20 protein-coding genes are annotated in these 15,013 nt (G+C 65.9%); 18 read left to right on the forward strand and 2 right to left on the reverse strand.

All coding sequences use genetic code 11. The features are described from left to right. The first annotated feature begins 325 nt into the window (after positions 1-325). The 15 genes from rpsJ to KB201_RS03230 all read left to right on the forward strand — a co-directional run bounded on the left by rpsJ (position 326) and on the right by KB201_RS03230 (position 10,517). Positions 326-631 (forward strand): 30S ribosomal protein S10, encoded by a 306-nt coding sequence (gene rpsJ, locus KB201_RS03160; RefSeq protein ID WP_003938093.1) that lies wholly within the window; start codon positions 326-328, stop codon positions 629-631. A 19-nt stretch (positions 632-650) separates the two neighbouring features. Beyond that, positions 651-1,307 (forward strand): 50S ribosomal protein L3, encoded by a 657-nt coding sequence (gene rplC, locus KB201_RS03165; protein WP_058252343.1) that lies wholly within the window; start codon positions 651-653, stop codon positions 1,305-1,307. Beyond that, a complete protein-coding gene (gene rplD, locus KB201_RS03170; RefSeq protein ID WP_058252342.1) occupies positions 1,304-1,993 on the forward strand; it encodes a 50S ribosomal protein L4 in 690 nt (229 codons plus the stop codon). The genes rplC and rplD overlap by 4 nt, the downstream gene beginning before the upstream one ends. Before the next feature lies 1 nt (position 1,994). Beyond that, positions 1,995-2,300, forward strand: coding sequence for a 50S ribosomal protein L23 (gene rplW, locus KB201_RS03175; RefSeq protein ID WP_058252341.1), 306 nt, complete (start codon positions 1,995-1,997; stop codon positions 2,298-2,300). Positions 2,301-2,330: 30 nt separating this feature from the next. After that, positions 2,331-3,167: a 50S ribosomal protein L2 gene (gene rplB / locus KB201_RS03180; RefSeq protein WP_004020552.1), complete on the forward strand. Its 837-nt coding sequence runs from the start codon at positions 2,331-2,333 to the stop codon at positions 3,165-3,167. A 17-nt stretch (positions 3,168-3,184) separates the two neighbouring features. Beyond that, positions 3,185-3,466, forward strand: a complete 282-nt coding sequence (gene rpsS, locus KB201_RS03185) for a 30S ribosomal protein S19 (RefSeq protein WP_004020551.1) — start codon at positions 3,185-3,187, stop codon at positions 3,464-3,466. Continuing rightward, a complete protein-coding gene (gene rplV / locus KB201_RS03190; RefSeq protein WP_004020550.1) occupies positions 3,466-3,876 on the forward strand; it encodes a 50S ribosomal protein L22 in 411 nt (136 codons plus the stop codon). The genes rpsS and rplV overlap by 1 nt, the downstream gene beginning before the upstream one ends. A gap of 2 nt (positions 3,877-3,878) precedes the next feature. Beyond that, positions 3,879-4,685 (forward strand): 30S ribosomal protein S3, encoded by an 807-nt coding sequence (gene rpsC / locus KB201_RS03195; protein WP_004020549.1) that lies wholly within the window; start codon positions 3,879-3,881, stop codon positions 4,683-4,685. Positions 4,686-4,688: 3 nt separating this feature from the next. Then, positions 4,689-5,105, forward strand: a complete 417-nt coding sequence (gene rplP / locus KB201_RS03200; RefSeq protein ID WP_004020548.1) for a 50S ribosomal protein L16 — start codon at positions 4,689-4,691, stop codon at positions 5,103-5,105. After that, positions 5,105-5,338 carry a 50S ribosomal protein L29 gene (rpmC, locus tag KB201_RS03205; protein ID WP_004020547.1) on the forward strand — a complete coding sequence of 78 codons (234 nt, stop codon included), beginning with the start codon at positions 5,105-5,107 and terminating at the stop codon, positions 5,336-5,338. Before rplP ends, rpmC begins: the two co-directional genes overlap by 1 nt. Then, entirely contained in the window at positions 5,335-5,625 is a 291-nt protein-coding gene (gene rpsQ, locus KB201_RS03210) for a 30S ribosomal protein S17 (protein ID WP_058252339.1), read from the forward strand. Before rpmC ends, rpsQ begins: the two co-directional genes overlap by 4 nt. Positions 5,626-5,748: 123 nt before the next feature. Continuing rightward, positions 5,749-7,038, forward strand: a complete 1,290-nt coding sequence (locus KB201_RS03215; RefSeq protein ID WP_211538333.1) for a sensor histidine kinase — start codon at positions 5,749-5,751, stop codon at positions 7,036-7,038. Further along, the gene (locus tag KB201_RS03220) at positions 7,035-8,144 is read left to right on the forward strand and encodes a hypothetical protein (protein WP_307848024.1); all 1,110 of its coding nucleotides are present in this window, start codon (positions 7,035-7,037) and stop codon (positions 8,142-8,144) included. The genes KB201_RS03215 and KB201_RS03220 overlap by 4 nt, the downstream gene beginning before the upstream one ends. 32 nt (positions 8,145-8,176) lie before the next feature. Further along, positions 8,177-9,415, forward strand: a complete 1,239-nt coding sequence (locus KB201_RS03225) for an ATP-binding protein (RefSeq protein ID WP_307848025.1) — start codon at positions 8,177-8,179, stop codon at positions 9,413-9,415. Further along, positions 9,405-10,517 (forward strand): hypothetical protein, encoded by a 1,113-nt coding sequence (locus KB201_RS03230; RefSeq protein WP_307848026.1) that lies wholly within the window; start codon positions 9,405-9,407, stop codon positions 10,515-10,517. Before KB201_RS03225 ends, KB201_RS03230 begins: the two co-directional genes overlap by 11 nt. Positions 10,518-10,525: 8 nt before the next feature. On the opposite strand, the gene KB201_RS03235 is transcribed toward KB201_RS03230, so the two are convergent. Continuing rightward, positions 10,526-10,900, reverse strand: a complete 375-nt coding sequence (locus tag KB201_RS03235; RefSeq protein ID WP_211538334.1) for a GNAT family N-acetyltransferase — start codon at positions 10,898-10,900, stop codon at positions 10,526-10,528. Then, positions 10,897-11,394, reverse strand: a complete 498-nt coding sequence (locus KB201_RS03240) for a phosphoribosyltransferase (RefSeq protein WP_211538335.1) — start codon at positions 11,392-11,394, stop codon at positions 10,897-10,899. Before KB201_RS03240 ends, KB201_RS03235 begins: the two co-directional genes overlap by 4 nt. A 299-nt stretch (positions 11,395-11,693) precedes the next feature. Between KB201_RS03240 and KB201_RS03245 the strand changes: the two genes are divergently transcribed. The 3 genes from KB201_RS03245 to KB201_RS03255 all read left to right on the forward strand — a co-directional run bounded on the left by KB201_RS03245 (position 11,694) and on the right by KB201_RS03255 (position 14,805). Beyond that, the gene (locus tag KB201_RS03245) at positions 11,694-13,127 is read left to right on the forward strand and encodes an ATP-binding cassette domain-containing protein (RefSeq protein WP_211538336.1); all 1,434 of its coding nucleotides are present in this window, start codon (positions 11,694-11,696) and stop codon (positions 13,125-13,127) included. 71 nt (positions 13,128-13,198) lie between these two features. Next, positions 13,199-13,969 carry an ABC transporter permease gene (locus KB201_RS03250; RefSeq protein ID WP_307848028.1) on the forward strand — a complete coding sequence of 257 codons (771 nt, stop codon included), beginning with the start codon at positions 13,199-13,201 and terminating at the stop codon, positions 13,967-13,969. Beyond that, complete coding sequence (locus tag KB201_RS03255) at positions 13,966-14,805, forward strand: ABC transporter permease (protein WP_211538337.1); 840 nt, start codon at positions 13,966-13,968, stop codon at positions 14,803-14,805. The genes KB201_RS03250 and KB201_RS03255 overlap by 4 nt, the downstream gene beginning before the upstream one ends. Positions 14,806-15,013 lie beyond the last annotated feature (208 nt).

Here is a 15,013-nt window from a genome sequence, read left to right on the forward strand (position 1 = left end):
ATACTGTTCGGGTTGCCTTGACCGGCGGACGCAGGTTGTGCCATGTGCCAGACCTGCGGTCGCGATCAGGTGAATGACTCCCAGGCCCGGTCTACGGGGACTGGGCGTGTAACGCGTGCCCCGACATCGGTTCACGGTCCCGACACGCCCGACCGCGGGTGCCGGAGCAAACCGGCTCGTACTAGGTGCGAGCCAACGTACAACGACAGATGAACAGCGTCGATTGCCGTATCTCACACGGTGGTCATGTGCTCAGCCGGCGAGAGGTCGGTCCAGATCACGCGGTGTTTGTCTGTCGAGAACAACTGACGGAAGAGGACACAGCGTGGCGGGACAAAAGATCCGCATCAGGCTCAAGGCCTACGACCACGAGGCGATCGACGCTTCGGCGCGCAAGATCGTGGAGACCGTGACCCGTACCGGGGCACGCGTCGTCGGCCCGGTGCCATTGCCCACCGAGAAGAACGTGTACTGCGTCATCCGTTCGCCGCACAAGTACAAGGACAGCCGCGAACACTTCGAGATGCGTACCCACAAGCGACTCATCGACATCCTCGACCCGACACCGAAGACGGTCGACGCGCTCATGCGCATCGACCTGCCGGCCAGCGTCGACGTCAACATCCAGTAGGACGGGGGCGAGATAACACATGAGCAATCAGAGTTCGACCAAGGGCATCCTGGGCACCAAGCTCGGCATGACCCAGGTCTTCGACGAGAACAACCGCGTCGTCCCGGTGACTGTCATCCAGGCCGGCCCGAACGTGATCACCCAGCTCCGCACCGCGGACCGTGACGGCTACACGGCCGTCCAGCTCGCCTACGGCGCCGTCGATCCCCGCAAGGTGACCAAGCCGGTCGCCGGTCAGTTCGGCAAGGCCGGGGTCACCCCGCGCCGCCACCTGGCCGAGATCCGCGTCAACGACGTCGCCGAGTTCGAGGTCGGTCAGGAACTGACCGCCGAGATCTTCGCCGACGGCGCGCTGGTCGACGTCACCGGCACCTCCAAGGGCAAGGGCTTCGCCGGCGTCATGAAGCGTCACGGCTTCGCCGGTCTGGGCGCCAGCCACGGTGCCCACCGCGTACACCGCGCTCCGGGTTCGATCGGTGGCTGCGCCACGCCGGGTCGCGTGTTCAAGGGCATGCGCATGGCAGGCCGCATGGGTAACGACAAGGTGACCACGCAGAACCTCACCGTCCACAAGGTGGACGCCGAGGCCGGTCTCCTGCTGATCAAGGGAGCGATCCCGGGTCGCAAGGGCGGCATCGTGATGGTTCGCGACGCAGTGAAGGGTGGTGCCAAATGAGCACCGAGACGGCTACCAAGCTGACGCTGGACGTCAAGACCGCCGACGGCAAGACCAACGGAACCGTTGACCTGCCCGCCGCGCTCTTCGACGCCCCGGCCAACATCGCGCTGATGCATCAGGTCGTCGTGGCCCAGCAGGCAGCGGCACGCCAGGGCACGCACTCCACCAAGACCCGCGGCGAGGTCCGCGGCGGTGGCGCCAAGCCGTACCGCCAGAAGGGCACCGGCCGTGCGCGTCAGGGTTCGACCCGCGCCCCGCAGTTCGCCGGCGGTGGCACCGTCCACGGCCCGCAGCCGCGCGACTACAGCCAGCGCACCCCCAAGAAGATGAAGGCGGCCGCACTGCGCGGTGCGCTGAGCGATCGCGCTCGTAACGAGCGCATCCACGTGATCACCGAACTGGTCTCCGGGCAGAAGCCCTCGACCAAGTCGGCGCGTCAGTTCCTGGAGAGCCTCTCCGATCGCCGCAAGTTCCTGGTCGTCCTCGGCCGCGAGGACCTGACGGCGTGGCTGAGTGTCGCGAACCTGCAGAACGTGCTGCCGATCGCGCCGGATCAGCTCAACACCTACGACGTCCTGGATTCGGACGAGGTGGTGTTCAGCGTCGAGACGCTCAATGCCTTCATCGAGCAGAACACGGCGGATGCCAAGGCTGCCGTCGAGAAGACAGCAGAGGAGGCCTGACATGGCGACCGTTGCCGACCCGCGCGACATCATCCTGGCGCCCGTGATCTCGGAGAAGTCCTACGGGCTCATGGAGGACAACGTGTACACCTTCCTGGTGCACCCGGAGTCCAACAAGACCGAGATCAAGATCGCGATCGAGAAGATCTTCGGTGTCAGCGTTGCCAGCGTCAACACCGCGAACCGACAGGGCAAGCGCAAGCGGACCCGCACCGGCTACGGCCAGCGCAAGTCCACCAAGCGCGCCATCGTGTCGCTGACCGCAGACAGCAAGCCCATCGAGATCTTCGGGGGCTCGGTCAGCTGACCGGGGCGCCCAGAGAAGGACTAGAGACTCATGGCTATTCGTAAGTACAAGCCGACGACCCCGGGTCGTCGTGGGGCCAGCGGCTCCGACTTCGCCGAGGTCACCCGTGACCACCCGGAGAAGTCGCTGGTGCGTCCGCTGCACGGGCGTGGTGGCCGAAACGCTCACGGCCGTATCACCACTCGTCACAAGGGTGGCGGCCACAAGCGCGCCTACCGTCTGATCGACTTCCGTCGCAACGACAAGGACGGCATCAACGCCAAGGTCGCTCACATCGAGTACGACCCGAACCGCACCGCGCGGATCGCGTTGCTGCACTACGTCGACGGCGAGAAGCGCTACATCATCGCGCCCAAGGGCCTGAAGCAGGGCGACGTCGTCGAGAGCGGTTCGACCGCCGACATCAAGCCCGGCAACAACCTGCCGCTGCGCAACATCCCGACCGGTACCCAGGTCCACGCCGTGGAGCTGCGTCCGGGTGGCGGCGCGAAGATGGCCCGCAGCGCGGGATCGTCGATCCAGCTGCTGGGCAAGGAAGGCACCTACGCCACCCTGCGTATGCCCTCCGGCGAGATCCGTCGCGTCGACGTGCGCTGCCGCGCCACCGTCGGCGAGGTGGGCAACGCCGAGCAGAGCAACATCAACTGGGGCAAGGCCGGCCGTATGCGCTGGAAGGGCAAGCGCCCGACCGTCCGTGGTGTCGTCATGAACCCGGTCGACCACCCGCACGGTGGTGGTGAGGGCAAGACCTCCGGTGGTCGCCACCCGGTCAGCCCGTGGGGCAAGCCCGAGGGCCGTACCCGCAAGAACAAGGCCAGCGACAAGCTGATCGTCCGCCGCCGTCGTACCGGCAAGAACAAGCGATAACAGGAGGAGGTAAGAGAATGCCACGCAGCCTCAAGAAGGGCCCGTTCGTCGACGACCACCTCCTGAAGAAGGTGGATGTCCAGAACGAGAAGGGCACCAAGCAGGTCATCAAGACCTGGTCCCGTCGTTCGACCATCATTCCCGACTTCATCGGTCACACCTTTGCCGTCCACGACGGCCGCAAGCACGTGCCGGTGTTCATCTCGGATTCGATGGTCGGGCACAAGCTGGGCGAGTTCGCCCCCACCCGTACCTTCAAGGGTCACATCAAGGATGACCGGAAAGCGAAGCGCCGGTAATGACTACGCAGACCGATAATCCGACAGCAAAGGCGACCGCCAAGTTCGTGCGCGTCACGCCGATGAAGGCGCGTCGTGTCCTGGACCTGGTCCGCGGCAAGAACGTGGACGAGGCGCTCGACATCCTGCGGTTCGCACCGCAGTCGGCGTCCGAGCCCGTGTACAAGGTCCTGGCGAGTGCCGTGGCCAACGCGGAGAACAACCTGGATCTGGATCGCCGGACCCTGGTCGTCGCCACCGCGTTCGCCGACGAGGGCCCGACCCTCAAGCGCTTCCAGCCGCGCGCGCAGGGTCGTGCGTTCCGTATCCGCAAGCGCACCAGCCACATCACCGTGGTCGTGGAGAGCCTGCCGGAGAAGGCAGCCGGCGGCCGTGGCCGTTCGCGTCAGCCGAAGAAGAAGGGAGCCTAGTAGTGGGCCAGAAAATCAACCCGCACGGCTTCCGTCTGGGCATCACCACCGACTGGAAGTCGCGGTGGTACGCCGACAAGCAGTACGCGGACTACGTCAAAGAGGATGTCGCCATCCGCAAGCTCCTCTCCACGGGGCTCGAGCGGGCCGGCATCGCCAAGGTGGAGATCGAGCGCACCCGTGACCGGGTTCGCGTCGACATCCACACCGCGCGTCCGGGCATCGTCATCGGTCGCCGCGGCGCCGAGGCCGATCGCATCCGCGGCGACCTGGAGAAGCTGACCGGTAAGCAGGTCCAGCTGAACATCCTCGAGGTCAAGAACGCCGAGTCCGAGGCCCAGCTGGTGGCCCAGGGCGTCGCCGAGCAGCTGAGCAACCGTGTGGCGTTCCGCCGCGCGATGCGCAAGGCGATCCAGTCGGCGATGCGTCAGCCGAACGTGAAGGGCATCCGGGTCCAGTGCTCGGGTCGTCTGGGCGGCGCTGAGATGAGCCGCAGCGAGTTCTACCGCGAGGGTCGCGTGCCGCTGCACACGCTGCGCGCCGACATCGACTACGGACTCTACGAAGCCAAGACCACCTTCGGCCGGATCGGCGTGAAGGTGTGGATCTACAAGGGCGACATCGTCGGTGGACGTCGTGAGCTGGCCGCGGCCGCTCCGGCAGCCGAGGATCGCCGTCCGCGCCGGCCCAGCCGGCCCCGGCGTAGCGGTGCCTCGGGCACCACTGCGACGAGCACCGACGCCGCTCGCGCGGCCGAAGCCGCTCCCGCCGAGGCCACCGCTGGTGCGGCTGAGAAGCAGGAGGGCTAGGCCATGTTGATCCCACGTCGGGTCAAGCACCGCAAGCAGCACCACCCCAGCCTCAAGGGGCAGGCCAAGGGCGGCACCAAGGTGACGTTCGGCGATTACGGCATCCAGGCTCTGGAAGGCGCGTACATCACCAACCGTCAGATCGAGTCCGCTCGTATCGCGATCAACCGGCACATCAAGCGTGGCGGCAAGGTCTGGATCAACATCTTCCCGGACCGCCCGCTGACCAAGAAGCCGGCCGAGACCCGCATGGGTTCGGGTAAGGGTTCGCCCGAGTGGTGGGTTGCCCCGGTCAAGCCGGGTCGCGTGCTGTTCGAGATGACCTACCCGAATGAGGAGATCGCTCGCGAGGCCCTGCGTCGCGCGCAGCACAAGCTCCCCATCAAGACCAGGATCGTGACCAGAGAGGAGCAGTTCTGATGGCACTCGGAGTTGCTGCGAACGAGCTTCGTGAGCTCAACGACGCTGATCTGGTCGATCGCCTGAAAGAGTCGAAGGAAGAACTGTTCAACCTTCGGTTCCAGATGGCCACCGGCCAGCTCGACAACAACCGTCGCCTGCGGACCGTGCGTCGCGAGATCGCGCGTATCTACACCGTGATGCGCGAACGGGAGCTGGGCCTGGCGTCCGGACCGGATGGTGATGACGCATGAGTGAGGACCAGAAGGTGACCGAAACCCAGACCGAGGTGCGCGCACGCCGCAAGGAGCGCATCGGCTACGTGGTCAGCGACAAGATGCAGAAGACCATCGTGGTCGAGCTGGAAGATCGTAAGAGCCACCCGCTCTACGGCAAGATCATCCGGACCACGAGCAAGGTCAAGGCCCACGACGAGAACGGCGATGCCGGCGTCGGTGACCGCGTGCGGATCATGGAGACCCGCCCGCTGTCGGCGACCAAGCACTGGCGTCTCGTCGAGGTGCTGGAGAAGGCCAAGTAAGCCCTCTCCCAACGAGTTCTACCGTCACCGGCCCGTTCCCCACAGGGAGCGGGCCGGTTTCGTCGTATTTGGTCTCAACAGGGGATTGACCGGTCGAGCCGGACGGTGTGAGGCTGAGACGCGATGCCCACCACCGATCTCGCGAGCGGCGACACCCCCGCACGACCCGCGTGGGTGCGGCGCGCATTCGAATCGGATTCGGCGGAGCCGGATCTGGACCGCGTCCGCCGGGTGGGCGCCCGCTTCCTGGGCCTGGGTTTCATCGGTTACCCCGTGGTCTCCGCGGCGTCGATCCTCGCCTCGGCGCCGCTGACCGACGCCTGGTGGCCACCGCTGAGCATCCTGCTGTCGGTCGGACCAGGAATCCTGGTGATCGCGGCGACGTTTCGACCGGGCACGGCGTGGCTCACCCCGCTCGCCCTGACGACCTGGGCCGGGTACATCCTCGGCCTGGGTCTGTGGTTCGTGGCCTGGAACGGGACGACCCTGACGAATCCCGACGACTCGGCGCAGTGGATGGTCGCCTTCTGCGGTATGCCGAGCATGGTGCTGATGCTCGTGCGGCCGCGTCTCGCAGTGGCGGGTCTGCTCGTGTCGTCGACCCTCGCGCACATCTCCCAGCAGCTCGGCCGGTTCGGTGAGGTGACTTCCGATGCGCCCGTGGAGATCCTGTGGTCGCTGGTGTTCACCGGGGTCTTCCTCGCGGTCGTGCTGGTCGCGACCCGCACCGGCCGTGAGCTCGACGAGACGCGTGAGGAGACCTACCGCACCGCGGCCAACGTGGCCGCGGCGTCGGCCCGCGAGGTGGAGAAGGAGCGGTTCGACGCCATCGTGCACGACCGGGTCATCGCCTCACTCCTCGCCGTCCGGCCGGGGCGTCCCGATGAGCGGCTCGCCGCCCAGGCCGCGTCGGCCCTCGATGAACTCGCCCGGGTACCGGGACCCGGGGATGCGGACACCGTTCCGGATGTCGAGGTGGTCCGTCGCATCAGGTCTACTGCCGCCGATATCTCCGAACGATTCGACGTGGAGGTCGTGGGTGGCCAGAACGCCGATGACCAGGACCCCGGTGACCAGGACGCCGTGGAGGTTCGGCGTGCCGAGCCGGCCTCGTATCCCGTCGAGGTCCTCGATGCGGTCGTCGAGGCGATGTCGGAGTCGTTGCGGAACGTGCTGCGCCACGCCGGGGACGATGCCGAATGCGCCGTCATCGTGCAGTTGGCATCCGACGCCCTGAGCATGGCGGTCGTCGACGACGGCGTCGGGTTCGATCCGGAGTCGGTGGCGGTCGGCCGGCTGGGAATCGCGGTGAGCATCCGCGGTCGTCTCGCGAGGCTGCCCGGTGGCCACGCGCGGGTGCACAGTCGCGCCGGGCGGGGGACCACGGTTCAGATCCGATGGGAGCGGCCGTGAGACGAGAGTGTTCTCGCGGCGTCGACGACGCCGAACGCGGCGAGGTCGTCAATGCGTTCGGCATCGGGTCGCGGCCCCTGTGGCTGATGATGGGCGCGTTCGCATGCGGCTACTTCGCCGTGACGCTCTATGCCGACTCGTCCATCACCGGGTGGTGGCAGTGGACCGGGGTGTTCGCCGGTTTCGTGTTGTTCGTCGTGGCCGGGATGACGATCCTCGATTCGCCCGGTGATCCGCTGCCCGGATCGACGACCTCCGTCATCGCCGCGATGACCGTCTCGGCCGTGGCCGTGACGCTGTTCTCGTTGCCGTCGCCGCCGTCGCACGTGATGCAGACCGGGCCGCCGATGGGGGCCTCGGTGATCATCCTGGCCTTCGTCGCGGTGCGCGGTCGTCCCCTGGCGGCGTGGCTCGCGAGCGGTTGCATCAGCGTCATCGCGGGCGTGTGGGGCGCCGTCTCGACCGCGGGAGCGGTCTGGGGACTGTCGATCACCCTGCCGGGATACGCGATCATGATCATGGGGTCGCTGTTCTCCGTCATGCTGCGCCCGATGGCCCGCAACATCTACGAACTACGCGAGGCCAACGAACGCCAGGCGGCGCTCGACGCCGCCGCCGCTGCGGCCACCGAGGTGCGGGACCGACGTCTCGCCGCTCTCGACGAACGCGCACGCCCCGTCCTCACACGCATGGCGCGCCGCGAGACCCTCACCGCCGACGAGGTGGCCACGGCCCGGCTGCTCGAGGCGCAATTACGCGACGGCATCCGTGCCTCCGGGCTCGACCTCCCGATGGTCCGGGACGCGGCGTGGCGGGCGCGTCAGCGGGGTGTGCGCGTCGTTCTGCTCGACGACGGCGGGCTGGCCGCGCTCGACGACGCGCACGCGGCCGTGGCGCGTGCTCAACTCACCGTCGCGGTCGAGGACGTGCTCGACGGGACCGACAGCGGACGGGTGACCGTGCGCATCCAACCACCCGGCCGCGACGCACTGGCGACCGTCGGGGTCGACACAGGTGACGCTGTCTCGCTGATCGCGTTCGGTGTAGATCCGTTGGCCGGTGACCCGGAGACCGAGGCGAGCACGACCGCCACACGGGCGACGTGATGCGGGCGGTCGGAGATGCGGTCGCGCACCGCGTGAGTGTTGGAGGGACGGCCGTCGTCGAACTCCGCCATCGAGCATCCGTGCTCCGGCAGGGTATGGGGGGAGGCCGACGCGAGGACGACTCGGACCTCGCCCGGCAACAGCGGATCGGCTGCCGTTTCGTCGGTTGCGGATTGCTTCTGTTCTGCCTGTTGATGGTTCCGGTGGCGATCCGGCATGCCGAGATCACCGATCCGTGGTGGACTGCGGTCAGCTTCGGGCTCGTGGCCACGCCGGCTGTTTGTGTTGTGGTCTCCACCTTGTTGCCGATTCCGAGACACCTCGACGGCTTGGTCATCGCCTGCGCATGCGGGTACCTTGTCGCGACATCGTTGTGGTTTCCGGCATGGCGGGGCGAGCCCGACGACGATGCGCGGTGGGCGGTGTGGATGCTGCAGTTTCCGTCGGTTCCGAGTTTTGCACTCGTGATCATGTCGAGAACGCGGTGGGCATTGGCCGCCCTGGTGGTGAACACGTTCCTGGTCCACATCGCCAACCAGATCGCACGGTACGGAGAGGTCAGACCGCTCGAGTTGCTGAGTGCTCCGCTGTCGATCGCCCTGGCCGGTGTGTTCCTGTCCGTGGCGTTCGCCACGGTGCGTAACGTACGCTCTCTCGACGATCGGCATCCCGAACTCCTGAGGTCGGCTGCCGCAACGGCTGCAGACACTGCGCAGGAGGCCGAACGCGCGCGGTTCGCAGCGTTGATCCACGACCGGGTGATCGCGACCCTGCTCGCGGTGCAAGCAGGGCCGCCAGACCCGAGACTGGCGGCACAGGCAAGATCAGCTTTGGAGGAACTCGACAGGAGCAGGGGCACACCGACGCTGCTCGACGCGGAGGGCTTCGCGGCGCGTATCCGAGCCGCGGCCCTGGCGACCAGCGAAGCAGTGCGTTGTTCTCTCGTGGTGTCCGGCGAGTGGCGGTACTCCACCGAGATCGTCGACGTGATGGCCGACTGCGTCGGTGAGGCGACACGGAACTGGTACCGACACGCCGGCGCGGGCTCACGGTGCGAGGTGGACGGCTATTTCGACGCCGAGCATGTTCGGGTCATCGTGGCCGATGACGGGGCCGGATTCGATCCGTCGGCCGTCGATCCGCATCGCTTCGGTATCGCCGGCGGGATACATGCCCGTATGACGCGGTTGACGGGAGGCGCGGCAACGGTGAGCAGCGCACCCGGACTCGGGACCGTCGTGACGCTGGATTGGCGACATCGTGAGAACTGACCCTCCTTCGCCGGAATTCGCCGGGCTCGACGACCTCGACCGGACTGCGGTCAACCTGTTCGGGCTGGGATCCCCCGTGTTGATGAGGGCCCTGCTGTTTTATGGCTGTGTCCACCTCGCCGTCACCGTGGCCGCGTGCTGGAACATCCGCGCACCGGCCACCTGGTTCGCACTCGTCGCCGGATTCGTCATGTTCGTCGGTGCGGCGGCCGCCCTCATGCGGTTCTCGGCGTCGGAGTTGCCGCGACGGCGAGCATGGGCCGTCACCGCGGCGACGATGGCGGGCTTCGGGGTCTCGCTCGCAAGCCTGCCGCAGGCAACCTACATGACCCTCCAGACGACGCCGGCGACTTCGGCACTGACCATCCTTCTCGTCATGGTCGTGTTGTACGGACATCCGGTGATCGCCTGGATCGGTGCGGCATCCGGAACCGCCTTCGCGGCGGCAGCCGGTGCGATGACCGGCGTCGGGTTCGGAGTGCTCGTGGGTAATACCGTGTTCTGCTACCCGGTTCTGATGATCGCGACCCTCTTCGCGCTGATGGCCACGCCGATGCCCGAGCGAATCCGGCGCATACGAGCAGACATCTTCGCGCGCGCCGCGGCCGAGGCCGCGACCCGCGCCGCGGCCGGGGAACGTGATCGGCAGATGGCCCGACTCGATGCGCGGGCCCGTCCGATTCTCCGACGAATTGCTGACGGCTGCGAATTCACGCCCGCGGAAGTGGGGGAGACCCGTTTGACCGAAGCTCAGATGAGGGACATCATCCGGGCGCCCGCCTGGGACTGCGCCGAAGTGAGAGAGGCTGTGTGGACAGCGCGCCAGCAGGGAGCTTCCGTGCGTCTTTTGGACGACGGTGTCTCACGCGAGGGCAACGATGTCATCCGGCGCGCCAGAGCAATGCTCGTCGACGAGCTCGCGGCCCTGAACGGCGATGCGGCTGAACTGACAGCGCGAATTCTACCGCCCGGCAGACCGCTGGTCGCCTCGATCGTGGTGCAGGGCGTTGTGGGTTTCCGGAAGATCGAGTTCCATCACGATGGTGCAACCGTCACGGTCGACGATCCGGATCCTGGGCTGATGGCGACCCAGGACACCTGAGGGCAGGGCTAGCGCTTCTGCGCACGCAACCAGGTGAGTACGGCGGGCGACACCGGTTCGGCGAAGCTCGCATACTGAGGGTTCTTCTCGAGGAAGGCTGCCACCAGCGGGCACACCCCGACAATCCTCAGCCCGCGGTCGCGTGCGTCGTCGAGTGCCTCACGGACGAGGATCGTGGCGAGACCGCGGCCGCCGAAGGCGGGATCGACCTCGGTGTGGAAGAAGACCCGCGCGACGCCGGAGGCGGCGTCTGAACCGGCGTCGCGGTCGCGGTACTCGGCGAAGCCGGCCGGCGCGGTGGTTCCCTCGACGGTGATCTCGTATCGGCGCTCTGCGGGATTGTCGCTCACCGCTGTCTGCGCGCCGGTCTTGTCCGCCGTCATCTCGCGGCTGCCACGACCGGACCCTGCACGGACCAGGGGAAGTCGATCCACTTGTCGGTGGTGCGCCACGCATAGTCGGGCACGGTGATGGTGTGTGGTTTCCGGTACAGCACCGCGTTCCGGACTTCGGCGACCCTACCCTGTTCCTCGCAGAAATCGTTGACAAGTTTCAGTGTCTTCCCGGTGTCGGCGACATCGTCGACGACGAGCACGCGCTGATCGGTCAATCCGCTCGATTCCAACAGGGAAGGGAGCATCACCGGTTCCGCGAGTGTCTCACCGACCCCGGTGTAGAACTCGACGTTCAGCGAGATCATGAGTTTGCAGTCGAGACCGTAGGCGATGGTGCCGGCCGGGATGAGCCCTCCTCGTGCGATACCGAGGATGATGTCGGGAACGAAGGAGTCGTCGGCGACCTGCTGTGCGAGTTCACGACAGGCGATGCCGTTGAGTTCCCACGTCAGGACTTCATGGTCGGTGGCCGGAACGTCCATGTCTCAACTCTGCCAAATGCCGCATCCGACGGTGGAACCGGCCCGTATAACGGCCGGTCATCCACGTCGGTAATGTCGACGGAAGCGTATGAACCCCGGAAGCCGAACTCCTGACCGATAGCTCCGGTAACTAATTTCGATCACGACGCGACACAGTCGAATGACAGCTCCGATAGAGATTCGTGCGTAAGTTTGTATCCGTGGGCTAGTACGAGCACGTCTGTTCCAAACCGTGGGTCGGCATGCGCGTGTTGCGGCACCGTCCCGATCGTTCCCGTTTCCGACGCGAAAAGGAAAACATGACCGAGGCCAGTGGTGAGCGACCGTCCGTCGCTTCCTACGCGCCCCGTCACCGACGGGACGATCTCGCTGAGCCGAAGGCGTTCGAAGACCCCTTCGTTCGGCCCGACCCCGTCATGGAGAAGTTGCTTCAGTGGCGAGCCGAAACGGCCGGGCCTGCCGAGCCTTCCCTGAACGGGGACGACACGAGAGCAGACGGGGTCGATGCAGACGGGACGATATCGACTGCCGCTGCGACGTCAGAGGGCTCGGCGCCGAACGACACCGTGATGCTCTCCGAAGACTCGGCTCCCATGGATCGCGTCGGCGGCGGTGATCCCAAGAACGGTTGGGTGCTAGAAGGCGCCGCCCCCTCGACGTCAGTTTCCGACTCGGACCCCGCTGCGTCGGTGTCAGCGGAAGTGACCGCACCGCTGCAAGCTGTGAACCCTGTCTCGCTCTCGCCTGTGTCACCGTCTTCACCGATGTCGACGGCTCGGGCAAGAGACGCGCACCCCGCCATCGAGGCGAAAAACCTGCACAAGCGTTTCAAAGACATGGTGGCCGTCGAAGACGTGAGTTTCACCGTCGCGGCGGGCAGCATCGTCGCCCTGCTGGGGCCCAATGGCGCCGGCAAGACGACAACGGTGAACATGCTGTGCACACTGCTGAAGCCGGACGGTGGAGTCGCCACGGTCAATGGGCACGACGTGGCCAAAGAGGCCGCGCAGGTTCGTCGAAGCATCATGCTGACCGGGCAGTTCGCGGCTCTGGACGAGGCGCTGAGCGGGCGCGAGAACCTGATCCTGTTCGGCCGACTGCTCGGGATGAACAAGAAGCAGGCGCGATCGCGCGCCGATGAGCTCCTCGAAACCTTCGGGCTGACCGATGCCGCGGGCAAGCGTGTCGGTCAGTACTCCGGCGGGATGCGACGTCGAGTCGACATCGCCTGCGGCCTGGTGACCGCACCGAAGGTCGTGTTCCTAGATGAACCGACGACGGGCCTGGACCCACGGAGTCGCCTCGAGGTCTGGTCGCTCGTCAAAAGGATGCGTGCCACCGGCATCGGCGTCCTCCTGACGACTCAGTATCTCGAGGAGGCCGATTCGATGGCCGACGAGATCGTCGTCATCGACAAGGGTCGGGTAATCGCCAAGGGAAGTGCGAACGAACTCAAGGCAGCAACGGGCGAAGCCTACTGCGAGGTGACACCGTCGGACCCGTCCGAGCTGCCCAGGTTGCGCGAATGTCTGAGCGACCTCGTCGGACGCTCGGTTCGCGAGGACGCCGCTCGATCGGTGTCCGTGCCGGCGCCCCACGGTCCGCAGACGCTCTCCGAGGTGATCATTCGCACCGAAGCGGCGAACATCCACCTCTCCGACATCGCGCTTCGGCGTCCGTCGCTGGACGAGGTATTCCTGGCCCTGACCGGGCCCGACGGGTCGTCGACGTGACCCAGGTCTTGCCATCAGACCAGGAAACAGACAGGGCTTCGCAGACCGATCCGGTCGCAGATGCTCCATCGGTGCGTGTCCGTCCGATTCATCAGTGGTGGGTGCTGACCGCACGTGGAATCGGCAAGATCGCCCGCAACGGTGAGTTTCTCCTGGCGTTTCTCTCACCGGCACTCCTCGCGGTGTGCTTCTACCTGCCTCTACGAAAACTAGTGGACACCACCGGTTTCGATTACGCGCAATTCCTGATGCCGATCGTCATGTTGCAGTCGGTGGCTTTCGTGGCCTCCACCGCGGCGATGCGCTCGGCTCTGGAACGTGACCGCATCCATGACCGGTTCCGGGTGCTTCCGATGCCTGCGGTGATCCCCTTCCTGGCTCGAACGTCCACGAACGTGGTGATGCTGACCGTTGCGCTCCTGTGTGGTCTCACGGCCTGCCTTCTGATGGGTTGGCGGCCGGACACGGAGTACGGGGCCGGTCTCTGGGGAACGGTCGTGGTCCTGGCCGTGGCGGGTGGTTTCGGGATGTTGCTGGCGTTGACCGCGGACGCGATCGGCCTGGTGGCTTCGTCTCCCACGTCGACGAGTCAATTGATCGCCTTTCCGACGCTCATCCTGGGGATGCTCTCGACGGGATTCGTCCCTTTGTCCGCCTTTCCGGAGTGGATTCAGGGCTTCGTCGAGAATCAGCCGATCTCACAGATCACCACGGTCATGCGATTTGCGGAGAGTGGAGATCTCACATGGGAGATCGTCTTGCCGTCCTTGTACTGGAGTCTGGGACTCGCGGTTCTGGCCTTCTCGCTTTTCGCACTGTCGGTGAGGAGGTCGAGACGATGAGCGTTCAGACCACGGAGAACGCTGGGCTGCATTTTCCGACCGTGACTGCGCCTGCGGAGAATTCGGCGCGTGCCTGGTGGTGTCAGACCGCCGCACTCACCGGCCGGCAGTTGCTGGTCATCTGGCGCGATGTACCGACGCTGATCCAGATCATCGTGTTCCCGATGCTGACCATGCTGATGTTCAAAGTGGTCCTCGGCGACATCGTGGGCAAGGCGACCGGGCAGAACAGCGCCTTCGGGACCGTTCCGCTGATAGTCCTCGTGAGCGCGATGTTCGGGTCGGTGGCCGCGGCCACACGTCTGAACGAGGAGCGGCGGACAGGGCGCCTGTCGCGGATGTGGGTGCTACCGGTGAACCGGACGGCGGACTTCTCCTCGCGGATCATCGGCGAGGTCTTGCGCGTCTGCGCTACCACGACAGTGATCTTCGCGGCGGGTCACCTGATCGGGTTCCGATTCACCCAGGGCGTGATTCCCGCGGTCGCGATGTTGTTAATCGCGATGGCATACGGGGCTTGTTATGCGATGTTCGTTCTCGCCTTGGCGGTCAACGTCAGTCCCGGGGCGCCTTTGGTGCCCTTTCTCGGCCTGCTGTCCAGCGTGCTCATGTTCTTCAATTCTGGATTTTCTCCCATCGATGCTTATCCTGGATGGCTGCAACCGATTGTCGCCCATCAACCCATGACACCGGCGATCGATGCCATGCGCGCCCTCGCTGTCGGCGGGCCGGTTGCGTCGGACTTGTGGGAGGTGGCTGTTTGGACGCTCATCATCGGTGGCCTTTCTTTCTATCCCGCGCTGCGCGGATATCAGCGGACGGCGGTGGGGCGATGAGTGTCCTGACGAGTGACGTCTGGTCATCGGCGGGCGAAAACGCCCGACCGGATCAATGGAATCCGCCTCGATTGACGCCGTGTGACATCGGGTACGACGACCATCTGCGAGAGGGAAAACAACTGTGACACGCCGCGATGACCAGAGCCAGTCGTCTCGGAGCGAAACGAACATGAACGGGAGCATGATGGCGGACGCTGGTGATCGT

It is taken from the genome of Gordonia sp. SCSIO 19800 (assembly GCF_018132775.1).
In the GTDB taxonomy this organism is placed as follows: domain Bacteria; phylum Actinomycetota; class Actinomycetes; order Mycobacteriales; family Mycobacteriaceae; genus Gordonia; species Gordonia hongkongensis.